The organism is Krasilnikoviella flava (genome assembly GCF_900167525.1).
Lineage (GTDB): Bacteria > Actinomycetota > Actinomycetes > Actinomycetales > Cellulomonadaceae > Isoptericola > Isoptericola flavus.
In genome coordinates this window covers 551709-578118 of sequence record NZ_FUZQ01000001.1, presented here as the reverse complement: position 1 = coordinate 578118, position 26410 = coordinate 551709, and the positions used below count along the sequence as shown (strand labels likewise).

General features: G+C 73.1%; 21 protein-coding genes. 19 read left to right on the top strand and 2 right to left on the bottom strand.

Going from position 1 to position 26410, the window contains the following annotated elements:
• The first annotated feature begins 176 nt into the window (after nt 1-176).
• From B5Y66_RS02380 to B5Y66_RS02360, 5 genes are read left to right on the top strand one after another with little or no spacing between them, the layout of a single operon-like run.
• Nucleotides 177-1499, top strand: a complete 1323-nt coding sequence (locus B5Y66_RS02380; protein ID WP_245806873.1) for an ABC transporter substrate-binding protein — start codon at nt 177-179, stop codon at nt 1497-1499.
• 1 nt (nt 1500) lies between these two features.
• The gene (locus B5Y66_RS02375) at nt 1501-2481 is read left to right on the top strand and encodes a carbohydrate ABC transporter permease (RefSeq protein WP_079570429.1); all 981 of its coding nucleotides are present in this window, start codon (nt 1501-1503) and stop codon (nt 2479-2481) included.
• A gap of 1 nt (nt 2482) precedes the next feature.
• A complete protein-coding gene (locus B5Y66_RS02370; protein ID WP_079570426.1) occupies nt 2483-3367 on the top strand; it encodes a carbohydrate ABC transporter permease in 885 nt (294 codons plus the stop codon).
• Nucleotides 3368-3394: 27 nt separating this feature from the next.
• On the top strand, nt 3395-4201 hold the full coding sequence (locus tag B5Y66_RS02365) for an IclR family transcriptional regulator (RefSeq protein WP_079570423.1): 807 nt from the start codon (nt 3395-3397) through the stop codon (nt 4199-4201).
• 27 nt (nt 4202-4228) lie between these two features.
• Nucleotides 4229-5335: a mandelate racemase/muconate lactonizing enzyme family protein gene (locus B5Y66_RS02360; RefSeq protein WP_079570420.1), complete on the top strand. Its 1107-nt coding sequence runs from the start codon at nt 4229-4231 to the stop codon at nt 5333-5335.
• Between the two features lie 25 nt (nt 5336-5360).
• On the opposite strand, the gene B5Y66_RS02355 is transcribed toward B5Y66_RS02360, so the two are convergent.
• Nucleotides 5361-5540 (bottom strand): hypothetical protein, encoded by a 180-nt coding sequence (locus tag B5Y66_RS02355; protein ID WP_079570417.1) that lies wholly within the window; start codon nt 5538-5540, stop codon nt 5361-5363.
• Nucleotides 5541-5645: 105 nt separating this feature from the next.
• Between B5Y66_RS02355 and B5Y66_RS02350 the strand changes: the two genes are divergently transcribed.
• The 8 genes from B5Y66_RS02350 to B5Y66_RS02310 all read left to right on the top strand — a co-directional run bounded on the left by B5Y66_RS02350 (nt 5646) and on the right by B5Y66_RS02310 (nt 16136).
• Nucleotides 5646-6896 (top strand): PQQ-dependent sugar dehydrogenase, encoded by a 1251-nt coding sequence (locus B5Y66_RS02350; protein ID WP_079570414.1) that lies wholly within the window; start codon nt 5646-5648, stop codon nt 6894-6896.
• Nucleotides 6897-6963: 67 nt separating this feature from the next.
• A complete protein-coding gene (gene metG / locus B5Y66_RS02345) occupies nt 6964-8748 on the top strand; it encodes a methionine--tRNA ligase (protein WP_079570411.1) in 1785 nt (594 codons plus the stop codon).
• 2 nt (nt 8749-8750) lie between these two features.
• Nucleotides 8751-9662 carry a TatD family hydrolase gene (locus B5Y66_RS02340; protein WP_079570408.1) on the top strand — a complete coding sequence of 304 codons (912 nt, stop codon included), beginning with the start codon at nt 8751-8753 and terminating at the stop codon, nt 9660-9662.
• 61 nt (nt 9663-9723) lie between these two features.
• Nucleotides 9724-11016 (top strand): aggregation-promoting factor C-terminal-like domain-containing protein, encoded by a 1293-nt coding sequence (locus tag B5Y66_RS02335; RefSeq protein ID WP_079571697.1) that lies wholly within the window; start codon nt 9724-9726, stop codon nt 11014-11016.
• Between the two features lie 191 nt (nt 11017-11207).
• Nucleotides 11208-12527 (top strand): resuscitation-promoting factor, encoded by a 1320-nt coding sequence (locus B5Y66_RS02325; protein WP_245806872.1) that lies wholly within the window; start codon nt 11208-11210, stop codon nt 12525-12527.
• 400 nt (nt 12528-12927) lie between these two features.
• Nucleotides 12928-14271 carry an aggregation-promoting factor C-terminal-like domain-containing protein gene (locus B5Y66_RS02320; RefSeq protein WP_245806871.1) on the top strand — a complete coding sequence of 448 codons (1344 nt, stop codon included), beginning with the start codon at nt 12928-12930 and terminating at the stop codon, nt 14269-14271.
• A 54-nt stretch (nt 14272-14325) separates the two neighbouring features.
• Nucleotides 14326-15198 carry a 16S rRNA (adenine(1518)-N(6)/adenine(1519)-N(6))-dimethyltransferase RsmA gene (gene rsmA / locus B5Y66_RS02315; protein ID WP_079570397.1) on the top strand — a complete coding sequence of 291 codons (873 nt, stop codon included), beginning with the start codon at nt 14326-14328 and terminating at the stop codon, nt 15196-15198.
• Complete coding sequence (locus tag B5Y66_RS02310) at nt 15195-16136, top strand: 4-(cytidine 5'-diphospho)-2-C-methyl-D-erythritol kinase (RefSeq protein WP_079570394.1); 942 nt, start codon at nt 15195-15197, stop codon at nt 16134-16136. Before rsmA ends, B5Y66_RS02310 begins: the two co-directional genes overlap by 4 nt.
• A 68-nt stretch (nt 16137-16204) precedes the next feature.
• Here the strand turns inward: B5Y66_RS02310 and B5Y66_RS02305 are convergent, their stop codons facing one another.
• Nucleotides 16205-17200, bottom strand: coding sequence for an acetylxylan esterase (locus tag B5Y66_RS02305; RefSeq protein ID WP_079570391.1), 996 nt, complete (start codon nt 17198-17200; stop codon nt 16205-16207).
• 136 nt (nt 17201-17336) lie between these two features.
• On the opposite strand from B5Y66_RS02305, the gene B5Y66_RS02300 reads away from it, so the two are divergent.
• The 6 genes from B5Y66_RS02300 to B5Y66_RS02275 all read left to right on the top strand — a co-directional run bounded on the left by B5Y66_RS02300 (nt 17337) and on the right by B5Y66_RS02275 (nt 26347).
• A complete protein-coding gene (locus tag B5Y66_RS02300; RefSeq protein ID WP_079570388.1) occupies nt 17337-18584 on the top strand; it encodes an ROK family transcriptional regulator in 1248 nt (415 codons plus the stop codon).
• Between the two features lie 146 nt (nt 18585-18730).
• Nucleotides 18731-20092 carry an ABC transporter substrate-binding protein gene (locus B5Y66_RS02295; protein ID WP_079570385.1) on the top strand — a complete coding sequence of 454 codons (1362 nt, stop codon included), beginning with the start codon at nt 18731-18733 and terminating at the stop codon, nt 20090-20092.
• A gap of 4 nt (nt 20093-20096) precedes the next feature.
• Entirely contained in the window at nt 20097-21035 is a 939-nt protein-coding gene (locus B5Y66_RS02290; RefSeq protein ID WP_079570382.1) for a carbohydrate ABC transporter permease, read from the top strand.
• Nucleotides 21035-21946, top strand: a complete 912-nt coding sequence (locus tag B5Y66_RS02285) for a carbohydrate ABC transporter permease (RefSeq protein WP_079570379.1) — start codon at nt 21035-21037, stop codon at nt 21944-21946. The genes B5Y66_RS02290 and B5Y66_RS02285 overlap by 1 nt, the downstream gene beginning before the upstream one ends.
• 48 nt (nt 21947-21994) lie before the next feature.
• A complete protein-coding gene (locus B5Y66_RS02280) occupies nt 21995-25054 on the top strand; it encodes an alpha-mannosidase (RefSeq protein WP_079570376.1) in 3060 nt (1019 codons plus the stop codon).
• Nucleotides 25055-25153: 99 nt separating this feature from the next.
• A complete protein-coding gene (locus B5Y66_RS02275) occupies nt 25154-26347 on the top strand; it encodes a glycoside hydrolase family 76 protein (RefSeq protein WP_079570371.1) in 1194 nt (397 codons plus the stop codon).
• The last annotated feature ends 63 nt before the right edge of the window (nt 26348-26410 follow it).

Genomic DNA, 26410 nt, shown 5'->3' with positions numbered 1-26410 from the left:
GGAGGGCAGGCGGCGAGCACCGCGGGGCGGCGCTGATCACCCGTGACCTCCGGGCGCCCGCAGGTCCGAGCCGCGGACGACCTCTTGACGCTCCCCGCCCGCCATCGCTAGCGTTCCCGTTCATCGACACAGTAGTCCCGATCATCGGGACAACACGACGAAGTGGGGACGTGGAGATGAGGTCGCTGACGCGACGCGCGGTGCTCCGCGCGCTGGGGGTGGCAGGGGCGACGGCGGCAGTCGCCGGGTGCGCGCCCACGATCGGCACGGCACGGATGCCGCAGGTCGCCGGCACCTACGACGGGCCGCCGGTCACGCTGCGGTTCTGGAACGGGCTCACGGGCGGCGACGGCCCGGTGATGCGCACGTTGATCGAGGAGTTCACCGCCGCGCACCCGAACGTGCGGATCGACATGTACGCCCTGCCGTGGCCGGACTTCTACCAGAAGTTCCCGGCGGCGGTCGTGAGCGGCCTGGCGCCCGACCTCGCGCTGATGCACAACTTCCAGGTGGCGACGAGCGCCGCGCGGAACGTGATCATGCCGGTGGATGAGGTGCTGGGCGCGGTGGGCCTGGCGGAGGCCGACTACCTGCCGGTGGTGTGGGGCTCGGGCGTCTACCGCGGCCAGCGCTGGTCGCTGCCGCTCGACATGTGGCCCGACTCCCTGTTCTACAACCGCCGGGTGCTGGAGAAGGCCGGCCTCGACCCGGACGCCCCGCCGGTCGACCGCGCCGGGTACGAGGCGGCCCTCGACACGCTGGCGTCGAGCGGCGTGCGCGGGCACTGGCTGCCCGCCATCGACCCCCAGGGCGTGGGCCGCGGCTTCGACTCCCTGCTGTGGCAGCTCGGCGGTACCCACTACGACGACGCCGGCCGGTCCGCGACGTGGGCCGGGCCCGAGGGCGTCGAGGCGCTCGCGTGGCAGCAGTCGCTGGTCCGACAGGGGTGGAGCCCGAACGACGTCAGCGGCTCCGACGCCAACGTGGCTTTCAAGAACGACCAGAACGCGTTCCTGTGGGGCGGCCCCGGCGCCCTCATCAACGACCTGGGGCAGGTCGAGAGCCTCGACTGGGACGTCTCGCCGCTGCCGCGCATCGGTACCCAGCGGGCGGCGTTCTCGGGCTCGCACCAGTTCGTCGTCGCGCGGCAGCAGTCGTTCGACGCCGACCGGCTGGCCGCCGTCGTGACGTTCCTCGGCTGGATCCTCGAGAACTCGCTCGGCTGGGCGTCTGCCGGTCCGGTGCCGGCACGGCTGCCCGTGCTGCAGTCCCCGGAGCTGCAGGACCTGCCCGCCCAGGCGCACGTCGCGCAGGGCGTGGAGCACATCCGGTTCTACCCGCTGGTGCCGGGCATCGCGGAGGTGCAGACGACGATCCTCTATCCCGCGGTCGGCGACGCCCTGCTCTCGCTCGGTGACCCGCGGGCCGCGCTCGAGACCGCTGCTGCCCAGGCGTCGTTCCTCCTGACGGAGAACGCTGAGAAGTACGGAGAGGCCTGACATGACCACCGTCTCCGCCGCCGACACCGCCCGCCGCGGGCCGCTGGTGCCCGCCGCGACCACGACAAGGCCGGCCACCGACCGTCGCACCCGTTCGCCGCACCGTCCGCGCTGGTGGACGCCGTACGCGTTCCTCGCGCCGTTCCTGCTGATCTTCGGGACGTTCGTCCTGGTCCCCGCGGTGTCGGGCGTGTGGATGAGCCTGCACAACTGGGACTTCTTCCTCCCGGACCGTCCGTTCGTCGGGCTGCAGAACTACGTCGACCTGTTCACGCCCGGGGCGCTCGTCGCGCAGCAGTTCTGGGAGAGCATGCGCGCCACGGGGATCTTCGTGGTGCTCAGCGTGCCGCTGCTCATGACGATCCCGCTGGCGCTCGCGCTGCTGCTCGACCAGCGCTTCCGCGGTCGCACGTTCTTCCGTGCGGTCTTCTTCGCGCCCTACGTGCTGGGCGTCAGCGTCGTCGGTCTGCTGTGGCAGTACCTGCTCAACGGCAACACGGGGCTCATCAACGGCTACCTCGCGGAGCTCGGCGTCACCGAGGCCGTGCCGTGGCTCACCGCGACCCCGTGGGTCTGGGTCTCCCTCGTCGGCGTCACGCTCTGGTGGACCATGGGCTTCAACTCCGTCGTCTACCTGGCGGGCCTCCAGAGCGTCGACGAGGCGCTGTACGACGCGGCGAAGGTCGACGGCGCCGGCCGGTGGGCCCGGCTGTGGCACGTGACGCTGCCGCAGCTGCGCCCGGTCATCCTCTTCGTCCTCACGATGACGGTGCTGGCGTCGGCGAACATGTTCGGGCAGTCGTACCTGCTCACCGGTGGCAACCCGTCGAACGAGACGCGCACGGCGATCATGTTCATCGCCGAGGTGGGGCTCGAGCAGTTCCGCATGGGCCTCGCCGCCGCGATGAGCTATCTGCTCGCCCTCCTGCTGATCGTGGTCAGCGCCCTGAACTTCCTGTTCCTGCGTCAGAAGGAGAGCTGAGATGGCGACCGCCGTCGAGCACGCGAGCCTTGTCCGCACCCGGGCGACGTCGCCCGCCGGACGCGGGGTGGTCGGCACCCTGCTCCTGTACGCGCTGCTGCTGATCCTGTCGGTCGTCGTCCTGGCGCCGCTGCTGTGGATGCTCTCGACGTCCTTCAAGACGACGGGTGACGCCACGGCGCTGCCGCCGCAGTGGGTGCCGCCGGAGCCCACGCTCGAGGGCTACCGCACCTTGTTCGCCGACGCCCAGGCGCCGCTGCTGCGGTGGTTCGGCAACTCCGTCCTGGTCGGGGTGCTGCACACGCTGCTCGTCCTCGCGACGGCGTCGGCCGCCGCCTACCCCCTCGCCCGCATGCGGTTCCCCGGACGGCGCGTCGTCTTCGCCGTCATCGTCGCGACCCTGTTCGTGCCCGGTTTCGTGTTCCTCATGCCGAACTACCTGATCGTGGACGGGCTGGGCTGGCTCGACACGGTCTGGGCGCTCGTCGTCCCCGGCGCGGCCGGCGCGTTCGGCGTCTTCTTCCTGTGTCAGTTCTTCGCGAGCCTGCCCGCGGCCCTCGAGGAGGCTGCGCTCATCGACGGCGCGAACCGATGGCAGATCTTCGTGCGCGTCGTCCTGCCGCTGTCGAAGGCGCCGCTCGCGACGCTGGGCCTGCTCACCTTCCTCGCCAGCTGGAACGACTTCCTGTGGCCGCTGTACGTGCTGTTCAACCCTTCGCAGCTGACGTTGCCCGCCGGCCTCGCGACGCTGCGCGGCGCGTACGCGACCGACTTCCCGGCCGTCATGGCCGGCGCGGCGGTGGCGAGCGTGCCCGTGCTCGTCCTGTTCGCGTTCGTCCAGCGATACGTCATCGCCGGCGTCGCACGATCGGGGCTCAAGGGATGACGGCGGGATGCGAGGGAGGATGGCGAGGTGAACGCCACCAGCAACGTCAACGCCGCCGAGGGCGGAGCGGCCGGAACTCTCGCCCGCGGCCTCGACATCATCGAGTGGATCGCCGCCTCGCCGGGAGTGACGGTGCAGCAGCTGGCGACGGACCTGGGGCTCAGCCGCAGCGCCGCCTACCGGATCGTGGGGACCCTGCGCGAGCGCGGGTACGTGGTCGGCGAGACGGAGCTGCGGCTCGGGCCGGTCGTGCTGCGGCTCGGGCTGCGCGCGACGGACGGCCTGGACGTGTTCGCCGTCGGCCCGGACCACCTGCGCGACCTGGTCCGGGAGACGGAGGAGACGGCGTTCATCGCCGTCGTCGACGACGACCAGATGTGCTACGTCATGCAGGAGGAAGGGCCGCAGGTGGTGCGGGTGCTGTCGAAGCTCGGCAGCCGCGCCCCGCTGCACGCCTCCGGCCTCGGCAAGGCCTGGTTGTCGGCGCTGCCGCCGGCCGAGGCCGACTCCGTCCTCGCCCGCATCCCGAGGCCGCGGTACACCCCGACGACGCTCACCTCCGTCGCCGACCTGCGCGCCGAGCTCGGCCGCATCCGCGACCAGGGTTGGGCGCTCGACGACGCCGAGCGCGAACCCGGGGTGCGCTGCATCGCCGCAGCGCTGGTCGGCCCGGACGGCCGGCCGGTCGCCGCCGTCAGCGTCGCGGGCCCGCGGGACCGCATCGTCGACGCCCAGGCCGACATCGTGGCGGCCGTGCGTCTCACGGCCGCGAGCATCTCCACGGCGCTCGGCGCCGAGCCGTCGCCCGGTTCCGCCCGGAACCCCGACCTCTGACCGTCCACCACCTGCCTGAAGGGCCTCATGACCTCCGCAGACCCCCGCATCAGCTCTGTCCGCCTCGCCCGTCTCGGGACGCGCTACCCCCGCACCGTGGGGCGCAACGCACGCCTCGGCAGCCACGGCGGGGGACCGGACTCCGACGTCGCGGTGCTCGTCACCGATGACGGGCGCACCGGCTGGGGGCTGGTGGAGGGCCCGCCGGGTGACGTCTCCCGCGTCGTGGGTCGCCGGCTGTCCGAGCTCGTCGACCCTGCGGTGGGCGTGCTCGATCCCTCGGACCGCTGGCTCGACATCGCCCTGCACGACCTGCTCGGCGTCGTGCACGGCGCTCCCGTCCACGCCCTGCTCGGCAGCCGCGGGACCACGGACGTCGAGGTCTACGACGGTGCGCTCTACTTCGACGACCTCGACCCGCAGGAGTCGCCACGCGGGGTCGACGTGCTGCTCGACGAGTGCCGCGCCGACGCGGCCCTCGGGTTCCGCGACTTCAAGCTGAAGATCGGCCGGGGGAACCGGTGGATGGACCGGGCCGCGGGAGACGCGCGCGACGTCGACGTCACGCGCGCGGTCCGTGACGCCTTCCCCGACGCTCGCATCCTCGTCGACGCCAACGACGGCTACGACCTCGACGGCTTCCTCGCCTACCTCGACGCCGTCGTCGACGTCGGTCTCTACTGGGTGGAGGAGCCGTTCCTCGACGACCCGGGCGATCTCAAGGCCCTGCGCGCCTGGCTCGACGAGCGTTCTCCGGGCACGCGTGTCGCCGAGGGAGAGACGTCGCCCGACGTGGACGCCCTGCTGCCGGTCGCTGCCGGCGGGGCGATCGACGTGCTGCTCATGGACGTCATGTCGTTCGGCCTGACCGCCTGGCGCGGCCTCATGCCCCAGCTCGTGGAGGCGGGCGTGCACGCTTCCCCGCACGCGTGGGGCCGCCCGCTCAAGACGCGGTACGCCGCGCACCTCGCCGCCGGCCTCGGCAACGTCGATGTCGTCGAGGGAGTGCCCGGCGAGGTGGCGGGAGTCGACCCGGCGTTGCTGCTGCCCCGGGACGGAGTGCTCCGTCTCGACGACGCCCCCGGCTTCGGCCTGCCGCTGCCCGACGACGCCCACCTGCGCCCGGTCGGCTGAGCCCGGCCGGAAGGGGGCTCGTGCGTCAGCAGTAGCCGCCGCCCGACGAGTCGGGACAGTAGAGCGGCTGGACGGCCATGGTGCCGGCGGCGGGCCGGCCCAGCTCCCGCGTGAGCGAGACCGGTGGCAGGTCGCGCGGCCGTTCGAGCGACGGCAGCTTCGCGGGCCGCCGGGTCAAGCGTCGAAGGCGTTCCGTGATCGACATGGCAGTCTCCTTTGACCGTCTCTTGGGGTGATCATGCCAGTGCCGCGGCGCGCTGTCGACGGTGAGGGTGTCGACGGTGGCGGCCCGGCACAGCAGGATGGGGGCATGTCCCGGCACCTGCTCCGCCGTGCGTCGGTCGCCGCCCCGGCCATGGGCCTCATGATCGTGCTCGCCGCCTGCGGCGGGACCGGCGGCGAGCCCTCGGCGGGGCCCGGGACGTCGGCGACGTCCGGCACGGGCGGCGGCCCGACGGCGACCGTCCCGCCGTCCCCGGCCGCGACGCCGCAGGTCACGGTCGAGACCGTCGTCGACGACCTCGACGTGCCGTGGGGCCTTGCCCCGCTGCCGGACGGGACGCTGCTGATCAGCCTGCGCGACGAGGCCCGGCTGGTGGTCGTGGACCCCGAGGCGGGCACCACCACGGACGTCGGCGGACCGGGCGCGGAGGCTCTGGCGACGCAGACCACCCCGGACGGCGAGGGCGGGCTGCTGGGCGTGGCGCGTGACCCGGCCTCGGGCGACGTCTTCGTGTACCGCACCGGCGCCGACGACAACGCCGTGCTGCGGGGCACGCTGGAGGGGACCGTGCTCGGCGAGCTCACGACCGTCCTCGACGGCATCCCCCGCGCCGGGCACCACGACGGCGGGGGCCTCGCGTTCGGGCCCGACGGGTTCCTCTACGTCGGCACCGGGGACGCGGGCGACGGCGAAGCGTCCCAGGACCCGGCGTCGCTCGCCGGCAAGATCTTGCGCGTCACCCCGGACGGCGAGCCCGCGCCCGCCAACCCCGACCCGGCGTCGCCGGTCTGGACGCTGGGGCACCGCAACGTCCAGGGCCTGGGGTGGGACGCGGCGGGCCGGATGTTCGCGAGCGAGTTCGGGCAGAACACCTGGGACGAGCTCAACCAGATCGAGCCGGGCGGCGACTACGGCTGGCCCGACGTCGAAGGGCCGGACGGCGCGGGCGACGGCACGGTCGCCCCCGTGCGGTGGTGGTCCACGGCGGACGCGTCGCCGTCGGGCCTCGCCGTGACCGACGACGCCGTGTACCTCGCCGGGCTGCGCGGGGAGCGGCTGTGGCGCGTGCCGTTCGGCGGGACCGCGTCCGGCGCCGACGAGGAGGGCGACGAGGCGGGGGGCCCCAGCAAGGGCGCCGTCGACGCCGACGGCAGCGTCCGCCCGCTGGGCGAACCGCGGGCGCTGCTCGAGGGCGAGCTGGGCCGGCTGCGCAACGTGGCGCCCGTCGTGCCCGGGGGCGGCGACGCCGACGGCCTGTGGGTGCTGACCAACAACACCGACGGTCGCGGCTCCCCGCGCGACGGCGACGACCGGCTGGTGCGGGTCACGTTCGGCTGACGCGGCGGGCCCGGTCGGGCCGCGGACGGCTCGGACGCCTCGTCGTGCGGGCCCTAGAATCGCCCGCATGACCCACATCCTCTCGGCCGTGGCGTGGCCCTACGCCAACGGCCCGCGGCACATCGGCCACGTCGCCGGCTTCGGCGTTCCCTCCGACGTCTTCAGCCGGCACATGCGGATGGCGGGTCACGACGTGCTGATGGTCTCCGGCACGGACGAGCACGGGACGCCGATCCTCGTGCAGGCGGAGCAGGAGGGGGTCACCCCGCAGCAGCTCGCGGACCGCTACAACCGCGTGATCGTCGAGGACCTCACGTCGCTCGGGCTGTCCTACGACCTGTTCACCCGCACGACCACGCGCAACCACTACGCCGTCGTGCAGGAGATGTTCCGCACGGTGTACAAGAACGGCTACATGGTCGAGAAGACCACGATGGGCGCGATCTCGCCGTCCACCGGACGCACGCTGCCCGACCGCTTCATCGAGGGCACCTGCCCCATCTGCGGGTACGACGGTGCGCGCGGCGACCAGTGCGACAACTGCGGAAACCAGCTCGACCCGATCGACCTGAAGAACCCGCGCAGCCGGATCAACGGCGAGACGCCCAAGTTCGTCGAGTCGAACCACTTCTTCCTCGACCTGCCCGCGCTCGCGGACGCGCTGGGCGACTGGCTGCGCACGCGCGACGGGTGGCGGCCGAACGTGCTGAACTTCAGCCTCAACCTGCTCGACGACATCCGGCCGCGCGCCATGACGCGTGACATCGACTGGGGTATCCCGGTGCCGCTCGAGGGCTGGGAGGAGAACCCGACCAAGCGTCTGTACGTGTGGTTCGACGCCGTCATCGGCTACCTGTCGGCGTCGATCGAGTGGGCCCGTCGTACCGGCGACCCGGAGGCGTGGCGCGCGTTCTGGAACGAGGAGACGGCCCGCTCCTTCTACTTCATGGGCAAGGACAACATCACGTTCCACTCCCAGATCTGGCCGGCGGAGCTGCTGGCCTACGACGGGAAGGGCTCCCGCGGCGGGGAGCCGGGGCCCTACGGGACGCTGCAGCTGCCCACCGAGGTGGTCAGCTCGGAGTTCCTCAACGTCGAGGGGCAGAAGTTCTCGAGCTCGCGCGGCGTGGTCATCTACGTGCGCGACATGCTGGCCCGTTACCAGCCGGACGCCTTCCGCTATTACGTCGCGGCCGCCGGACCGGAGACGCAGGACGTCGACTTCACGTGGGACAGCTTCCTGCGCCGCACGAACGACGAGCTCGTCGCGGGCTGGGGCAACCTGGTGAACCGCACGGCGAGCATGGTGCACAAGAACTTCGGGCAGGTCCCGACGCCGGGCGAGCTGGCCGACGTCGACCGCGGCGTCCTCAAGGCCACCGGCGCGACGTTCGGCACCGTCGGCGGGCTCATCGAGGCCAACCGACAGCGCGCGGCGATCGCGGAGGCGATGCGCGTGGTCGGCGACGTCAACCGCTACGTGTCGGAGACCGAGCCCTGGAAGCTCAAGACCGACCCGGACCGCCTGGCGACCGTGCTGCACACGGTCACCCAGGCCGTGAGCGACTGCAACACGCTGCTCAGCCCGTTCCTGCCGCACTCGGCGCAGCAGGTGCACGAGACCATGGGCGGCACCGGCACGTTCGCGCCCCAGCCGCGCATCGACGAGGTCACCGACCTCGACGACGAGTCGCGCCGGTACCCGGTGATCACGGGCGACTACGACTTCCCGTCGTGGGAGTCGCGGCCGGTCGTGCCGGGCACCGAGGTCGCCAAGCCCACCCCCGTGTTCACCAAGCTCGACGACTCGATCGTCGAGGAGGAGCTCGAGCGGCTGCGCGAGAAGGCCTGAGGGTGGCGCGCAAGCGCGAGCGGGGCTTCCCGCCGGACCTGGAGCCCCTGCCCGTCCCGGTCGCCGACAACCACACGCACCTCGACGCGATCGCCGGGATCCTCCCGGAGGACCTCGTGCCGCCGACGACCGCGGAGCACCTCGCGCGCGCTGCGGCGGCGGGCGTGGACCGCGTCGTGCAGGTGGGCTGCGACCTGCCCGGCATCGACTGGACCGTCGACCTCCTCGCCGTGGGTCACCCGGGCGTGCTCGCGGCCGTCGCGATCCACCCGAACGAGGCGGTGCTGCACGCGGGCGTCCGCGAGATGGGCCCCGACGGCCTGGAGCCGGCCCCCGACGCCCACCACGACGTCTCGCTCGGCGATGCCCTGGCCCGCGTCGCGGAGGCCGCCGCGCACCCGCGGGTGCGGGCGATCGGCGAGACCGGGATGGACCTGTTCCGCACCGGTCCGCAGGGCGAGGCCGTGCAGCGGGAGGCGTTCCGTGCGCACGTCGCCCTCGCCAAGGAGCTCGGCCTGGCGCTGCAGATCCACGACCGCGACGCGCACGCGCAGGTGATCGACGTCCTGCTCGCCGACGGCGCGCCCGAGCGCACGGTGTTCCACTGCTACTCCGGCGACGAGGAGATGGCCGCGCTGGCGGCGGAGCACGGCTGGTTCCTGTCGTTCGCCGGCCCGGTGACGTACCCGAGGAACGACCACCTGCGCGCCGCGCTGCGCACGGTGCCGCTCGAGCTGGTGCTGGTGGAGACCGACGCCCCGTACCTGCCGCCGCACCCGTACCGGGGGCAGCCGAACGCCCCGTACGTGGCGGCGCACACGGTGCGCGCGATCGCCGACGTGCTCGAGCTCCCGCTGGACGAGGTCTGCCGGACGATCTCGGCGACGTCCGATCGCGTGTACGGCGCCTGGTGAGCGACGAGTGAGCGGGCCGGGGCTTCCGCCCAGGTCACGGTTCCGTTACGGTCTGGTGCTCGTGCGGAGGTCGAGGGCGAAGCAGGCGTCGGACGGGTCGACGGGTCCCTCGTCGTCCACCCCCGAGGGCCCGGTCCGGGCCCCGGTCCAGGACGCCGCCGCGACCCGGTCGCGCCGGTCGGCGAAGGCGGGCCCGCGCCGCGGGCCGCTCGCGGGGCCGGCCCGTCACGTGGTGCACGGCACGGTGGTCCTCGCCCTGGTGGGCGGCACGGTCGCCGTCACGCAGGTGCACAAGACCATGACGATCGACTACGACGGCCACGTCGCGACGGTCGACGCCTACGGGGCGTCGGTGGCCGACGTGCTCCGCTACCACCACATCACTCCGGGCCCGGACGACCTGGTGCAGCCCGCGGTGTCGGCGGCCGCCGCGGACGGCGGCCAGGTGGTCGTCCGCTCGAGCCGCGACGTGACCGTCGAGATCGACGGCGAGGTCACCACCTTCCCGACGACGGCGCACACGGTGGGCGAGCTGCTGGCGGCGCTCGGGCCGCGGGGCACGGACGCGGTGACGTCGGCGTCGCGCACCGCGCCGCTGGACCGCTCGCCGGTGCGGGTGTCGACGACCAAGACGGTGCAGGTGGCCGTGGACGGCCTGGTGCTACCGATCCGCACCGCGCAGTCCACGGTGCGCGACGTGCTGTCCACCGCCGGCATCACGCTCGGGGAGCACGACCGCACCTCGGTGCCGCTCGGCGCGGCCGCGGTGGACGGCATGGTCGTCATGGTCAGCCGGGGCGACACGGACGCCGACCGCAAGACCGAGGTCATCCCGTTCGAGACGGAGCGGGTCGAGTCCGACGAGCTGCCGAAGGGCTACGAGGTGGTGCGCACGGCCGGCGTGCCGGGGGAGCGCGTCACGACCTACGAGATCCGCACCCTCGACGGCGCGGAGGTGGAGCGCACGGTGCTGGATCGCGAGGTGACGCGGAAGCCGGTCGACGAGGTGGTGGTGGTCGGCACGCTCGAGGTGTCGACGGCGAACCCCGATCCGGGCTCCGCGAAGGCGATCGGCAAGGCGATGGCCGCCGAGCGCGGCTGGGGCTCCGACCAGTACGCCTGCCTCGAGCAGCTGTGGGACAAGGAGTCCGGCTGGCGCTGGAACGCGGAGAACCCGTCCAGCGGCGCCTACGGCATCCCCCAGGCCCTGCCGGGCACGAAGATGGCGACCGCGGGGTCGGACTGGCGCACCAACCCGTCGACGCAGATCGAGTGGGGGCTGGGTTACATCTCCGGCCGGTACGGCACCCCGTGCGGGGCGTGGAGCCACTCCGTGTCGGTGGGCTGGTACTGATTTCCTCGCTGGTCGAGCCTGTCGAACCCTGTGAGACGGCTCACGCGTCTTGTCCCGACTTTTCGGACACCGGGGGACAGACGCGGGCATCCTTACCATAGCCGGGCTTGGCCGATGATCACGATCCGGTTACGGTCTTCGGAGCCACCGGATCGACCACGGACCCGACCCCCAGCCGGGACCCCGTCGCCGTGACCGGACCGCACGACGACTGGACCTGTGTGAACTCCTCGAACGAGACTCCCCATCCTTCGGCCGAGTCGATGCCCGAGGCGTCGGACGCCCCCGCGACGACCGCCACGCGCCGTCGCCGTCGGCTCCCGCTCATCGCGGGTCTCGCCGCCGGTGCGCTCGTCCTCGCGGGCGGCGCGGCCACGGCCTACGAGAGCGCGCGCAAGAGCGTGACGCTCGACATCGACGGCGAGACACGGACCGTCCAGACCTTCTCCGGGTCGGTCGCCGGCCTGCTCGACGCCCAGGGCGTCGAGGTGGGCGAGCGTGACGCCGTCACCCCCGGTGCCGACGCCGCGCTGCGCGACGGCTCGCAGATCGTGGTCCGCTCCGGGCACCAGCTCACGGTGGACGTCGACGGCGAGCAGGGCGACGTGTGGGTCACCGCGCTCGACGCCGAGGAGGCGCTGCGCGGCCTCGACGCGCGCGGCTCCGACGTCTCGCTCGTCGCCTCCCGCTCCGGCGACCGCGCGTCGCTGCCGCTGCAGCTCGATGCCGACCAGCCGGTCGCGGTCGTCGCGGACGGCACCACGACGGTGGTCGACGACGGCTCCGTGGGCCTCGACGCGATCCTCCAGGGCCTCGGCCTCACGGTGGACGACGACGACCACGTCTTCGTCGAGAGCCAGGCCGCGAAGGCCGACGGCGACCCCGCGGTGCGCATCGTCATCGAGCGCGTCGAGACCAAGAAGGTCACCAAGAAGGTCGCGGTGGACCACAAGTCGCGCACCGAGCAGGACGCCGACCGCTACGCCGACCTGGGCAGCAAGGTCGCCCAGAAGGGCAAGGAGGGCGAGCGGACGCTCACGTACCGCGTGACGACCGTCGACGGCGACGTCGTCGCCAAGAAGAAGCTCTCGGACAAGGTGACGACCAAGCCGGTCACGGAGGTCGTCGTCGAGGGCACCAAGGAGCGCCCCGAGCCGGAGCCCGAGCCCGCGCCGGAGGAGAGCTCCAGCAGCTCGTCCTCGGACTCCTCGTCGGACTCGTCCTCGGATGACTCGTCCTCGGGCGACTCGTCCGCCGCGACCGGCTCGGCGCCCGCGGGCGTGTGGGCCGACCTCGCCCAGTGCGAGTCGGGCGGCGACCCCGCCACGAACACCGGCAACGGCTACTACGGCCTGTACCAGTTCTCCGCGGAGACCTGGCACGCGATGGGCGGCTCCGGCCTGCCGTCGGAGAACTCGGCCGCCGAGCAGACGCGCCTCGCGCAGAAGCTCCAGGCACAGTCGGGCTGGGGCCAGTGGCCCGGGTGCGCGGCCAAGCTCGGCCTGCTCTGACCTGACGCCACCGCGAGCCCGGTGGTCGAGCTGGTCGGAACCTCGTTCCTGGGTTTCGACGAGCTCGACCACCGGGCTCTCTGGTGCGCGGAGTCGGCCGACCGGGCGCCGCTGTCGGGGCTCGACCACCGGGCCCCTTCGTCGAGTGGGGCTCGTCACGATGGCGCCGGAGGATTAGGTCGCCGATAACGAATCGGTTACGGTCGGGTGTCCCGCGTGCGAACCGTGCTCATCAGGTGTATGCGACGCGGGGCCTGGACCGCCGGATCGGTGGGTCGGTACTCGGCGCCTCCTGGCGCAGGGGCCGGGAGCGAGGCGCGACCGCGCCGCCCCGGTGCGTGACGGGTCGTCGAGGCCCGCCCCGACGACCGTGCCCGGACAGCACGACGACTGGACTCTCGTGACCCGCACACCCCAGACCTCTCCCGTGCCCGCCGTGCCGGACGCCCCCGAGGCGTCGGCCACGACCCGCTCCCGCCGCCGCTGGCCGTTCCTGGCCGCCGCGACCGTCGCCGCGGTCGCCGTCGCCGGTGGCGCCGTCGCCTACGCGGACGCCCGCAAGACCGTCACGCTCGACGTGGACGGCGACGTGAAGACCGTGACCTCCTACTCCGGCTCCGTCGACGACCTGCTCACCTCCCAGGGTGTTGTCGTGGACGACCGTGACCTCGTGACCCCCACCGCCGGCGCCTCCCTCGAGGACGGTGCCGACGTCGTGGTGCGCTCCGGCAAGGAGCTCAGCCTCCAGGTGGACGGCAAGGACACCGACGCCTGGGTCACCGCGCTCGACGCGGCCGAGGCGCTCGACACGCTGACCGCCCGGGGCGGGGACGTGCGCATCGTCGCGTCCCGCGACGGCGAGCGCGCCTCGCTGCCCGTGGACGTCGACACCGACGGACCCGTGGCCGTGGTGCACGACGGCACGACCGACGTGATCGACGGCGCCGACGACGTCGAGGCCGTGCTGGCCGAGGCGGACGTGGAGCTCGGGGCCAAGGACCGGGTGCACGTCACCGACGCCGCGAACGGCGAGGTGAAGAAGCACGTCGCCGCCGCCGTCGCGGACGAGCAGAAGCAGGCCGAGAAGCAGGCGACGAAGGACGGCGCGCAGACCGAGCAGGTCGCCGCGACCGAGGCCGCCGCGCCGCAGGTCGCCGTCGTCGTACAGCGCGTCGAGACCAAGAAGGTCACCACGACCACGTCGATCGACCACGAGACGAAGACCAAGAAGTCGTCCGACCGGTACGCCGACCTCGACCCGAAGGTCGCGAAGAAGGGCAAGGACGGCGAGCGCACGATCGTCCACCAGGTCACGACGATCGACGGCAAGGTCGTGAAGAAGACCAAGGTGTCGGACGACGTCACCACGAAGCCCGTGACGGGGGTGCTGGTGAAGGGCACCAAGGAGCGCCCGGAGCCCGAGCCCGAGACGCCGACCTACTCCGGCTCCACCCGGTCGATCGGCCAGCAGATGGCGGCCGCGCGCGGCTGGTCCGGCTCGGAGTGGACCTGCCTCGAGTCGCTGTGGACCAAGGAGTCGGGCTGGGACGCCTCCGCGGCCAACCCGTCGTCCGGCGCCTACGGCATCCCGCAGTCGCTGCCCGGCTCCAAGATGGCGACGGCCGGCTCCGACTGGCAGACCAACCCCGCCACGCAGATCGAGTGGGGCCTCGGCTACATCGCGGACGTGTACGGCACGCCGTGCGGTGCGTGGGGCCACTCGCAGTCGGTGGGCTGGTACTGAGCCGCCCCGTGGATGTGGGTCGCCCGGCGCGAGCCGCCGAATAGACTCGCCCCCATGACGAACAGCCCTGGCGCCCTGCTCGGCCCTGCGGAGATCCGCGAGCTGGCAGGGCGCCTCGGCGTCCGCCCCACCAAGACGCTGGGACAGAACTTCGTGCACGACGGCGGCACGGTGCGCAAGATCGTCCGTGCGGCCGGGCTGCGGCCGGGGGAGCGCGTCGTCGAGATCGGCCCCGGGCTGGGGTCGCTGACCCTCGGGCTGCTCGAGGCGGGGGCGTCCGTCGTCGCCGTCGAGATCGACCGGGCGCTGGCGGGGCAGATCTCCGAGACCGTCCGGGTGCACGCGCCCGACGCGGACTTCACGGTGGTCGCTGCCGACGCCCTCGAGGTCACCGAGTTGCCGGGCGAGCCGCCGACCGCGCTCGTGGCGAACCTGCCCTACAACGTGGCGGTCCCGGTGCTCCTCACCTTCCTGCAGCGGTTCCCGTCGCTGGAGCGCGTGCTCGTGATGGTGCAGGCCGAGGTGGCCGACCGGCTCGCGGCCGGGCCCGGGTCGCGCACCTACGGCGTGCCGTCCGTGAAGGCGGCCTGGTACGCCGACACCCGCCGGTCGCTCAACGTCAGCCGGCACGTGTTCTGGCCGGAGCCCAACGTGGACTCCGCGCTCGTGGCGCTCGAGAAGCGGGAGCCTCCGGTCACGACCGCGACGCGCGAGCAGGTGTTCGCCGTCGTCGACGCCGCGTTCGCGCAGCGCCGCAAGACGCTGCGGGCCGCCCTGTCCGGCACGTTCGGCTCCGGCGTCGCCGCCGAGGAGGCGCTGCGCGCCGCGGGCGTGGACCCGGGTCTGCGCGGGGAGCGGCTCGAGGTCGCCGACTTCGCGCGCATCGCCGAGCAGCTTCCGGTCGCCGCTGGCACGGTAGACGCGTGACGCATCTCGCCGCCGCCCCGTCGCCGTCGGTCCGCGTGCGCGCGCCGGGCAAGGTCAACCTGTCGTTGCGCGTCGGCGCGGTGCAGGACGACGGGTACCACCCGCTGGCGACGATCTTCCAGGCGGTCGCGCTCTACGAGGAGGTCACCGCCACGCAGGTGCCCGAGGGCGCGGGCGTGACCATCACGGTGGACGGCCCGCAGGCGGACCGGGTGCCGGTGGACGGGACGAACCTCGCCTGGCGGGCGGTCGAAGCCCTGGCCGCGCGGGTCGGGACGGCGCCGGACGTCGCGCTGCACCTGGCCAAGGGCGTGCCCGTGGCCGGCGGCATGGCGGGCGGGTCGGCGGACGCCGCGGCCACGCTGGTCGCCTGCGACGCGCTGTGGCAGACCGGCCTGAGCCGCGAGGACCTCGCGGAGCTCGCCGCGGACCTCGGCTCCGACGTGCCGTTCGCGCTCCTGGGACACACCGCCGTCGGCACCGGGCGCGGGCACCTGCTGACGCCCGCGATGACGCGCGGCGAGTTCCACTGGGTGTTCGCCGCCCAGGCGGAGGGGCTGTCCACGCCCGCCGTCTACGGCCGCTTCGACGAGCTGGGCGGCCCGGGCGACGCGGCGGACGACCCGGGGCTGGCGGAGGACAACGGGCTCATGCAGGCGCTGCGAGCCGGCGACCCGCACGCCTTGGGGCGGGCCCTGCACAACGACCTCGAGCCGGCGGCGCTCTCCCTGCGCCCCGAGCTGGAGCGCACGCTCGTCGTCGCGCGCGACGCGGGCGCCCTCGGCACGATCGTCTCGGGCTCCGGGCCCACGGTCGCGGCGCTCGCCCGGTCGCGCCAGCACGCGCTGGCCCTCGCCGCCTCCTGGACCGCCGAGGGTGCCGCCGACTCCGTGTGGTGCACCGCCGGCCCCGCGCACGGCGCCCGCCTGCTGCCCTGACGCCGAGGTAGTGCGGGTCGCGCCGAGGTAGTTCGAACTACCTCGGCGCGACCCGCACTACCTCGCGGTCAGAGGTGCTTCGCCAGCCAGGAGAGGGCCGGGGCGAAGCGGTAGCCCTGCCCGCCCTCGTGGCGGTTGTAGGGGTAGACGTCGATCGCCTTGTCCGGTGCCGTCTCGCCGAGCGCGCCCCACTGGTTGTAGGCGGCGTACACGGTGGACGGCGGGCAGACGTCGTCGCGCAGGGCGGTCGAGAAGAGCCCGGCCGCGCGGGCGCGACGCGCGAACGACACGCCGTCCAGGTAGGAGAACGTGCGCCAGACGGCGTCCTCGTGCTCGCGGTGCACGGCCAGGTACTGCGTGATCTCGCCGTACGGGAACGCGTCGGAGATCTGCACGGCGCGGCGGTAGTGGCACAGGAACGGCACGTTCGGCACGGCGGCGGCGACGTCGGGCACCAGGCCTGCGACGGCGATCGCGATGCCGCCGCCCTGGCTCGTGCCGGCGACGGCGACGCGCGCGGGGTCGATGCCCTCGACGCGGCGCACGGCGTCCACGGCCCGCACCCCGTCGGTGAAGACGCGGCGGTAGTAGTGCGTCGCGGGGTCGAGGACGCCGCGGGTCATGAAGCCGGGGGAGGCCGGCCCGCTGCCCACAGGGTCGGGGGTGTCGCCGCCGTGGCCCCAGCCCGAGCCCTGGCCACGCGTGTCCATGACGAGGTGTGCGTAGCCCGCGGCGGCGAGGCTCAGGTGGTCGTGCGCCAACCCGCGCCCGCCGCCGTAGCCGACGAACTCGACGACCGCGGGCAGCGGGGCGTCGGCCGCGGCGTCGTGGCGCGCCGGCCGGGTCAGCCACGCCTTGACCGGCTGCCCGTCGAAACCAGGGAAGGTCAGGTCGTCCACGACGAGCTCCGTGAGGCCGGTGTCCGCCCGCTCCAGCGTCGGGGCGGCGTCGTGCGCGCGGCTCTCGACGAGCGTCTGCGACCAGAACGTGTCGAAGTCGGCGGGCTCGTCGATCTCGGGGGCGTAGGCCTCGAGCTCGGGCACGGGCAGGTCGAACTGGGCCATCGGGTTCCTCCGGGACTGCCGGCAGCACTGCGGGGTCGGGCTGCACTGTAGCGGCCCGGAGGATGGCCGTGGAGAACGTTTCCCCGCGCCGGACGTCTACGCTGCAGGCACGTCGGACGGGCGAGGTGAGGACACGGTGCGACGCGGGACCAACCTGCCGCGGGTGGGCGGCTTCAACCAGATGGTGGTGCTCGACCAGGTGCGGCGGTCGCCGGACGGCTCGAGCCGCAGCGAGCTCGCGGCGAGCACCGGGCTGTCGCTCCAGGCGGTGTCGAACATCGTGGCCCGGCTGATCGCGCTGGGGTACGTCGTCGAGGGGGAGCGGCGCGCCGAGGGTCGCGGCAAGCCCCGCACGATGCTCTACCTCGAGGCGCAGGGCGCGTTCGCGCTGGGAGTGCACATCGACCCGGTGGTCGTGACGTCGGTGCTGGTCGACCTCGACGGGCGCACCATGGAGAAGGTCGTCGAGCCGACCCCCGACGGCCCCGGAGCGGTGGCCGACGCCGTCGCCGGAGCGACCGCGGCGATGCTCGACCGGGCGGGCGTCGACCGGTCCGCCGTGCTCGGGCTGGGCGTGGCCGCCCCCGGGCCGGTGGACCTGGCGGCAGGCACGGTGATCCGCCCGCCCCTGCTGGACGGCTGGGACGAGGTGCCCGTGCGCGACCTCCTGGCCGCCGCGACCGGGTTCGACGTCGTGCTCGACAAGGACGTGTCCGCGGCGATGGTGGCCGAGCTGTGGCGCGGCAACCGGATGCTGCGCGGCACCTCCCTCTTCTTCTACACGGGCTTCGGCGTCGCCGTCGCGGTGGCGCACGACGGCGAGCTGCTCGCGGGTTCGTCGCGCAACGCGGGCGAGGTGGGGCACCTGGTGGTCGACAACGACGGCCCGCTGTGCGGCTGCGGCAACCGCGGCTGCATCGGGATCTCCGCGGCGCCGTCGACCCTGGTCGCGGAGGCCGTCGCGGCAGGCGTGCTGCCCCGGGGCACGCCCGCGTCGACGCCGAGCGAGCTCGACGCCGCCCTCACGAAGCTGTGCCGCGCCGCCGCCGACGGGGACGCGGTCGCCTCGGGGATCCTCGCCGTGTCCGCGCGGCGGGTGGCGCGGGGGATCACGGTGGTGGCCGACCTCGTCGACGCGGGAGTCGTGGTGTTCGGCGGGCCGGCGTGGGCACGGCTCGCCCCGCACTACCTGCCCGTGGTGCGGCGCGAGCTCGCGCTGCAGGCGACGCTGCGCGAGGTGCACGCCGTCGAGGTGCTGGGCTCCGCCGTCGGCGAGCACGTCGGTGCCGTGGGCGCGGCGAGCCTGGTGCTGGACGGGCTGTTCACGCCGAGGCCGTCGGGGCTCGTCGGTGGCGTCGCGACGCGCGCCGTCGCCCACCCGTAGCCCACACGTAGCCCGGCCGGAGCAACCCGGGAACCGGACCTCGAGACGTCGCGCGCGGGCCCTTGACACGAATAACTCAATTCGCTTGAGTTATTCCGTCAGCCGGCCCGGCGTCGTCGGGCCACTCATGTGGGCAAAGGAGCACCATGCGACTGGCACGACCCCTCGCCGCAAGCACCGCGGTCACGGCGCTCGTCCTCACCCTCGGAGCCTGCGGCTCGGGGAGCGGCGAGGGCGCCGACGGAGACGCGACGATCAAGATCGCCTACCAGAAGTTCGGGAACTTCACGCAGGCCGACGAGCTGTTCAAGGACGTCAAGGCCGAGTACGAGAAGGAGAACCCGGACGTCACCATCGAGCTCGTGCCGATCGAGGCCAGCCAGAACGACTACTTCACCAAGCTCGCGCTCATGAACCGGGCCCCCGGCACGGCGCCCGACCTCATGTACGAGGACACGTTCATGATCAAGTCGGACGTCGAGGCCGGGTACCTCCTGCCGATGGACGACTACCTCGCCGAGTGGGAGGACTGGGGCCAGTTCGTCGACCAGGCCAAGCAGGCCGGGCTGGGCGACGACGGCAAGACCTACGGCGTCCCCATGGGCACCGACACGCGCGGGCTGTGGTTCAACAAGGAGGTGCTCGCCAAGGCGGGCCTGCCCGAGGACTGGGCGCCGAAGACCTGGGACGAGCTGCTGGAGGCCGCGCGCGCGATCAAGAAGGCCGACCCGGACGTCATCCCGCTCAACGTGTACTCCGGCAAGCCGATGGGCGAGGGCTCCACGATGCAGGGCTTCGAGATGCTGCTGTACGGCACGGGCGGCACGCTCTACGACACCGGGTCGTCGAAGTGGACCGTCGGGTCGCAGGAGTTCGTCGACTCGCTCGACTTCATCAAGACCATCTACACCGAGGGTCTCGCACCGACGCCGCAGCAGGCGCTCGACCCGAACGTCGGCAACACGGTCTCGGCCGAGTGGCTGCCGCAGGGCAAGCTCGGTATCTCCCTGGACGGCTCGTGGATGCCGGGCACCTGGCTCGAGGCGGGCACGGCGCCCTGGCCCGAGTGGACCGACGTCATGGGCACGGCCGCGATGCCCACCCAGGAGGGCCAGGCCCCCGGCGCGGTGAGCATGTCGGGCGGGTGGACGATGGCGATCGGTTCCGGGTCGAAGAACCCCGACGTGGCGTTCGACGTCCTCACGCACGCGCTCGACAAGGAGAACTCGCTGCGGTTCGCGATCGACAACAGCCAGATCGCGGTGCGCACGGACGTCGCCGAGGAGCCGTCGTACTCCGAGGCGAACCCGACGGTGCCGTTCTTCTCCGACCTCGTCGAGGTGACGAACTTCCGCCCCGCCACCTCCGACTACGCCCAGATCTCCAACGCGATCCAGGTCGCGATGGAGTCGGTGATGACCGGCCAGCAGTCGCCCGAGGAGGCGGCCGCCGTCTACGACAAGGCCGTGATCGCCCAGGTCGGCGAAGAGAACACGACGAACGGCTGACGACATGACCACCACCCTCGCCCCCGCTCCCGCCGGGGGGCCGGGGGCGGGGCCGTCGCCGGCGCGCCGCACTCCCGTGCGCCGCACCGCCGGCCGCCTCGTCCCGATGCTGCCCGCCGTCGTCCTGCTCGCGCTGTTCATGCTCGGCCCCGTGGTGTGGTCGTTCTACGGCTCGTTCACCAACGCCGCGCTCACCGGCCCGAACGCCCTCGCGCCCGAGTGGGTCGGGCTCGACAACTACGTCGCGCTGCTCAGCGACCCCGACTTCCCGAAGGCCCTGTGGCTGACGGTCCTGTTCGTCATCGCCTCGGCCGTGATCGGGCAGAACGTGGCCGGGCTCGGCCTGGCCATGCTCATGCGCTCCGCGCGGGGGCCCGTGCGGAGCGTCGTCTCGACGCTGGTCGTGACGGCGTGGGTGCTGCCCGAGATCGTGGCCGCGTTCGCCGCCTACGCGTTCTTCCACGCCGAGGGCACCCTGAACTCCCTGCTGGCGGGCGTCGGGATCACCGGCCCCGACTGGCTGTTCCAGTACCCGATGCTCGCTGTCATCCTCGCCAACATCTGGCGCGGCACGGCGTTCTCGATGATGGTCTACTCCGCAGCGATCGCGGAGGTGCCGCCCGAGATCACCGAGGCCGCGACGGTGGACGGCGCGAACGCCGTGCAGCGCCTGGTGTGGGTCACGCTGCCCACCATCCGGCGCAGCATCTCGACCAACCTCATGCTCACGACCCTGCAGACGCTGTCCGTGTTCACGCTCATCTACGTGATGACCGGCGGCGGCCCCGGCACCGACAGCTCGACGCTGCCGATCCTCGCCTACCAGGAGGCGTTCAAGTTCGCGCAGGTGGGCTACGGCACGGCGATCGCCACGGTGATGCTCGTCATCGGCGCCGTCTTCTCCGTCGTGTACATCCGCAGCCTGAAGCCGGAGGTCGACTGATGGCCCAGACCGTCCCCGCGCCCTCGCCCGTGCCCGACGTCGCCGCCGCGCCGCCCGCACGACGACGGCCCACGCCGTCCGTCGCCGCCCCCGGGCCGCGCGCCGCGCGGGTCCTGTCGAACGCCGTGCTCGTCGTCGTCGGCGTGTGCTTCCTGCTGCCGCTGGGCTGGATCGTGCTCGCGTCGCTCGACGCGAGCGCCACCCTCGCCGTCCGGCTCCCCGACGAGTTCACCCTCGCGAACTACACGGCCGTCATGACGCCCGAGCAGACGTGGGTGCCGCTGGCGAACTCGTTCCTGCTGTCCGCCGGCACCGGCCTCATCACCGTGGTCGCGTCGGTGCTGGCGGCGTACCCCCTGTCGCGCTACCGGATGCGCTTCAACAAGCCGTTCCTGTACGCCGTGCTGTTCGGCACCTGCCTGCCGATCACGGCCATGATGGTGCCGGTCTACTCGCTGTTCGTGCGGCTCAACCTGCTCGACTCGCTGCCGGGCACCACGTTCTTCATGGCCGCGACGTCGCTGCCGATGGCGATCTGGATGACCAAGAACTTCATGGACTCCGTGCCGATCTCCCTCGAGGAGGCGGCGTGGACCGACGGCGCGTCGGCCATGACCACGCTGCGCACCATCGTGCTGCCGCTCATGCGGCCCGGCATCGCCGTCGTCTTCATCTTCGTGTTCATCCAGGCGTGGGGGAACTTCTTCGTCCCCTTCGTGCTGCTGCTGACCCCGGAGAAGCAGCCGGCGGCCGTGAGCATCTTCGCGTTCTTCGGCCAGTACGGCTCGGTGGCGTACGGCCAGCTCGCGGCCTACTCGATGCTCTACGCGCTGCCGGCCGTCGCCCTGTACGTGCTCGTCTCCCGGCTGTCCGGCGGCTCGTTCGCGCTCGCCGGCGCCGTCAAGGGCTGACGCGCCCCCTGTTCCATCTGCCCGACCCCGTCACCAGGAGCCTGATCCATGCACGACACCACCACCCGTACCACCATGCGTCTCGAGCGCTTCGTGAAGGACTGGCTGGAGCCCGCCGTCCTGCGCGAGACCCGGCCGCTCGACGTCGAGGCGTGGACCGTCGGCGGGGAGCCGGTGCCGTTCGCCGAGGCCGTCGCGGCGACCTACGAGCCCTTCGCGCTCGGTACCCCGTGGGGCCGCCCGTGGGACACGACGTGGTTCCACGTGACCGGAACCGTCCCCGCGGAGTGGGCCGGGGACGCCGCTCCCGCCGGGACCCGCGTCGAGCTCGTCGTCGACCTCGGCTTCACCGGCGCCGGCCCCGGCTTCCAGGCCGAGGGCACCGCGTGGACCCCCGACGGCCGGATCGTCAAGGCCGTCGAGCCGCGCAACCAGCACGTGCCGCTCGTCGCCGGGCAGGCGCTCGACGCCGCCGGCCGCGTCGACCTCTACGTCGAGGCCGCCGCCAACCCCGACGTGCCGGGCGGTGCGTGGACGCGGCCCACGCCGATGGGCGCCTGGGAGACCTCGGGGCCCGCACCGATCTACGCGCTGCGCACCATGCACGTGGCCCTCGTCGACCAGACCGCGTGGGAGCTGCTGCAGGACGTGCGCGCCCTGCACGGCCTGGTGCGGGTGCTGCCCGCCACCAGCCCGCGCGCCGCCGAGGTGCTGCGGGCGCTCGAGGACATGCTCGACGCCGTCGACCCCGACGACGTGGCCGGTACCGCCGCGGCGGGGCGCGCGGCGGTCGCGACCGCGCTCGCCGCCCCGGCCACGACGTCGGCCCACCGGGTGCATGCCGTCGGGCACGCCCACATCGACTCCGCGTGGCTGTGGCCCACCCGGGAGACGGTGCGCAAGTGCGCCCGGACGTTCTCCAACGTGCTGTCGCTCATGGACGAGGACCCGGACGTGAAGTTCGCCTGCTCCTCGGCGCAGCAGTACTCGTGGGTGCAGGAGCACTACCCCGAGCTGTTCGAGCGGATCCGCGAGCGGGTGGCCGAGGGCCGGTTCGTGCCGGTGGGCGGCATGTGGGTCGAGTCCGACACCAACATGCCGGGCGGCGAGGCGCTGGCGCGCCAGCTCGTGGCCGGCAAGCGGTACTTCATGGAGGAGCTCGGCGTGGAGCCCCAGGAGGTGTGGCTGCCCGACTCCTTCGGGTACACGGCCGCACTGCCGCAGCTCGCCCGGCTGGCGGGCAGCGACAACTTCCTCACCCAGAAGATCTCGTGGAACGACACCAACCGGATGCCGCACCACACGTTCTGGTGGGAGGGCATCGACGGCAGCCGCGTCTTCACGCACTTCCCGCCCGTGGACACCTACAACTCGGACCTGTCCGCCGAGGAGCTCGCCCGCGCCGAGCGGCAGTACGCCGAGAAGGGCCGCGCCAACACGTCGCTCGTGCCCTTCGGCTACGGCGACGGCGGCGGCGGCCCCACCCGTGAGATGGTCGCGGCCGCGCGGCGCACCCACGACCTCGAGGGCTCGCCGCGGGTGGAGCTGTCCGACTCGCAGTCGTTCTTCGACGCCGCGCGCGCCGAGTACGCCGCGCCCGCCACGTGGACCGGGGAGATGTACCTGGAGTACCACCGCGGCACGTACACCTCGCAGGCCCGCACCAAGCGGGGCAACCGCCGCAGCGAGCACCTGCTGCGCGAGGCGGAGCTGTGGGCCTCGACCGCCGCGGTGCGCACCGGCGCCGAGTACCCGGCCGCGCGGTTGCAGCGCCTGTGGCGCACCGTGCTGCTGCAGCAGTTCCACGACATCCTGCCCGGGTCGTCCATCGCCTGGGTGCACCGCGAGGCGGAGCGCAACTACGCCGACGTGGCGCGCGAGCTCGAGGAGATCATCGACGAGGCGCTGCGCGCGCTGGTCGGCGACGGCGACCGACCGGTCGCCGTCAACGCCGGGCCGTTCGCGCGCGACGGCGTCGCGGCGCTCGGCGCGACGGCCCTCGACGCGGCGCGCGGCGCGGCGACGGTGGCCCCGGTTCCCGGGCCGGACGGCGACGGCTGGGTGCTGGAGAACGACCTGGTGCGCGTCGTCGTGGACGGCGGCGGCCACGTCGTGTCCGCCGTCGACCGCGCGAGCGGCCGCGAGGCGATCCTGCCGGGCACCCGCGCCAACCTGCTGCAGCTGCACCGCGACGTCCCCAACGAGTGGGAGGCGTGGGACATCGACGAGCACTACAGGCACAGCACCACCGACCTGGCCGACGCCGCGAAGGTCGAGGTCGTGGACGGCGCGTCCGGCCCCGCGCTGCGCGTGCTGCGGGAGTTCGGGTCCTCGCGCGTCGAGCAGGACCTCGCGCTCGCGGCCGACGGCCGCGGGCTGCGCATCAGGACCCGCGTCGACTGGCACGAGCGGCAGAAGCTGCTCAAGCTCGCGTTCCCGCTCGACGTCCGCGCCGATCGCGCCACGTCCGAGATCCAGTTCGGGCACGTGCACCGGCCCACGCACGTCAACACGTCGTGGGACCACGCGCGGTTCGAGACCGTCGCGCACCGCTGGGTGCACGTCGGCGAGCCCGGCTTCGGCGTCGCCGTCGCGAACGACTCGACCTACGGGCACGACATCACGCGCACCCGCGCCGACGACGCGACGGACGCCCAGGGCGCGCGCGGCACCACCGTGCGCCTCTCCCTGCTGCGCGCGCCGATGTTCCCCGATCCCGACGCCGACCAGGGCGAGCACGAGCTGACCTGCGAGCTCGTGGTGGGTGCCGGCATCGACGACGCCGTCCACGCGGGCTACGCGCTCAACCTGCCCGAGCGGGTCGTCGCGGGGGACCACGGCGTCGAGCCGCTGGTCGTCGTCGACGACGACGCGGTGGTGGTTGAGGCGGTCAAGCTCGCCGAGGACGGCAGCGGCGACGTCGTCGTGCGGCTGTACGAGAGCCTCGGCGGCCGGGCGCGCGCCCGTGTCACCCCGGCGTTCGCGCACACGGACGTCGAGGTGACCGACCTGCTCGAGCGGCCGGTCGCCACCCCGGAGCGTGACGGTGGCGACGTGCTCCTCGAGCTGACGCCGTTCCAGGTGGTCACGCTGCGCGTGCGCCGCTGAAGTCATCCACCGCGAAGGAGTGCGAGTCTCCGCGAGGTAGTCCGCGGAGACTCGCACTCCCTCGCGAGGCCCGAGCACCACCGAGCAAAGGAGAGAACGATGAGGTTCACCAGAGCAGCCGGGGCGAGAGCGGTCGGGACGGTCGCCGCGCTGGCGTGCGTCCTGGGCGCGGCAGTGCCCGCGTCCGCGGCGGAGGGCGGGAGCGGCACGTCGCCGCGCACGCAGCAGGCCCGGGCCGTGGCCAGCTACGAGGCGATGCAGGAGCACCTGTACACCGGCGACGGGTCGGGGCTCTACCGCGAGCGCTACCCGTCCGGCGCCGAGGACCGCCCCTACTCGTACGAGTGGCCGTTCTCCCAGGCGCACGTCGCGACGCTCGACCTCACGGGGCTGCCCGGGGCCGCGGGCCGGTCGTTCGTCGACGACCTCGCCGACAGGGCGGCGGGCCAGGAGCGGTTCTGGAACGCCGGCGGCGGCACCACCGGGCTCCCGGCGTACGACTCCTACGCGCGCGCGCCGTACGGGGACGGAGGCGACATCTTCTACGACGACAACGAGTGGGTCGCGCTGGCCAAGGTGCAGCAGCACCTGGCCACGGGCGACCGGGCGGCGCTCGAGCGGGCCGAGGAGATCTTCGAGCTCGTCGTCTCCGGCTGGGACACCGACCCGGGTCACCCGGCGCCGGGCGGCGTCTTCTGGACGCAGGCGCCGTGGAGCACCGACCGCAACACCGTGTCCACCATGCCCGGGGCGCAGCTCGCCACGCGCCTGTACATGCTCACCGGCGAGGAGCGCTACCTCGACTGGGCCGAGCGGATGGTCGGCTGGACGGACGAGCACCTGCTCGCGCCGAACGGCCTGTACTGGGACAACGTCAAGCTCGACGGGTCGATCGACCGGACGCAGTGGTCGTACAACCAGGGCGTCCCGCTGGGCACGTACACGCTGCTGTACGAGGCGACGGGCCAGGAGCGGTACCTGGAGAAGGCCGAGGCGATCGCGGCGGCCTCGTACCGCTTCTACGTGACCGAGGGCCGGCTCGCCGGACAGCCGATGTTCTTCAACTCCATCTGGTTCAAGAACCTCCTGCTCCTGGAGTCGGTGACGGGCGGGCACACCTACCGCGACGCGATGGCCGACTACGCGGACACGCAGTGGCGCGAGGCGCGGGACGCCGGGACCGGGCTCTTCAACGCCGGCGACGAGCACACCGAGCTGCTGGAGCAGGCGGCCATGGTGCAGATCTACGCCACCCTCGCGTGGCCGCGCGAGAAGGCGTCGATCCTCTACTGAGCACTCCCTCGGCCGGGCCGGTCGGGACCACCGGGTCCCGACCGGCCCGACCGGAGGGGTCCC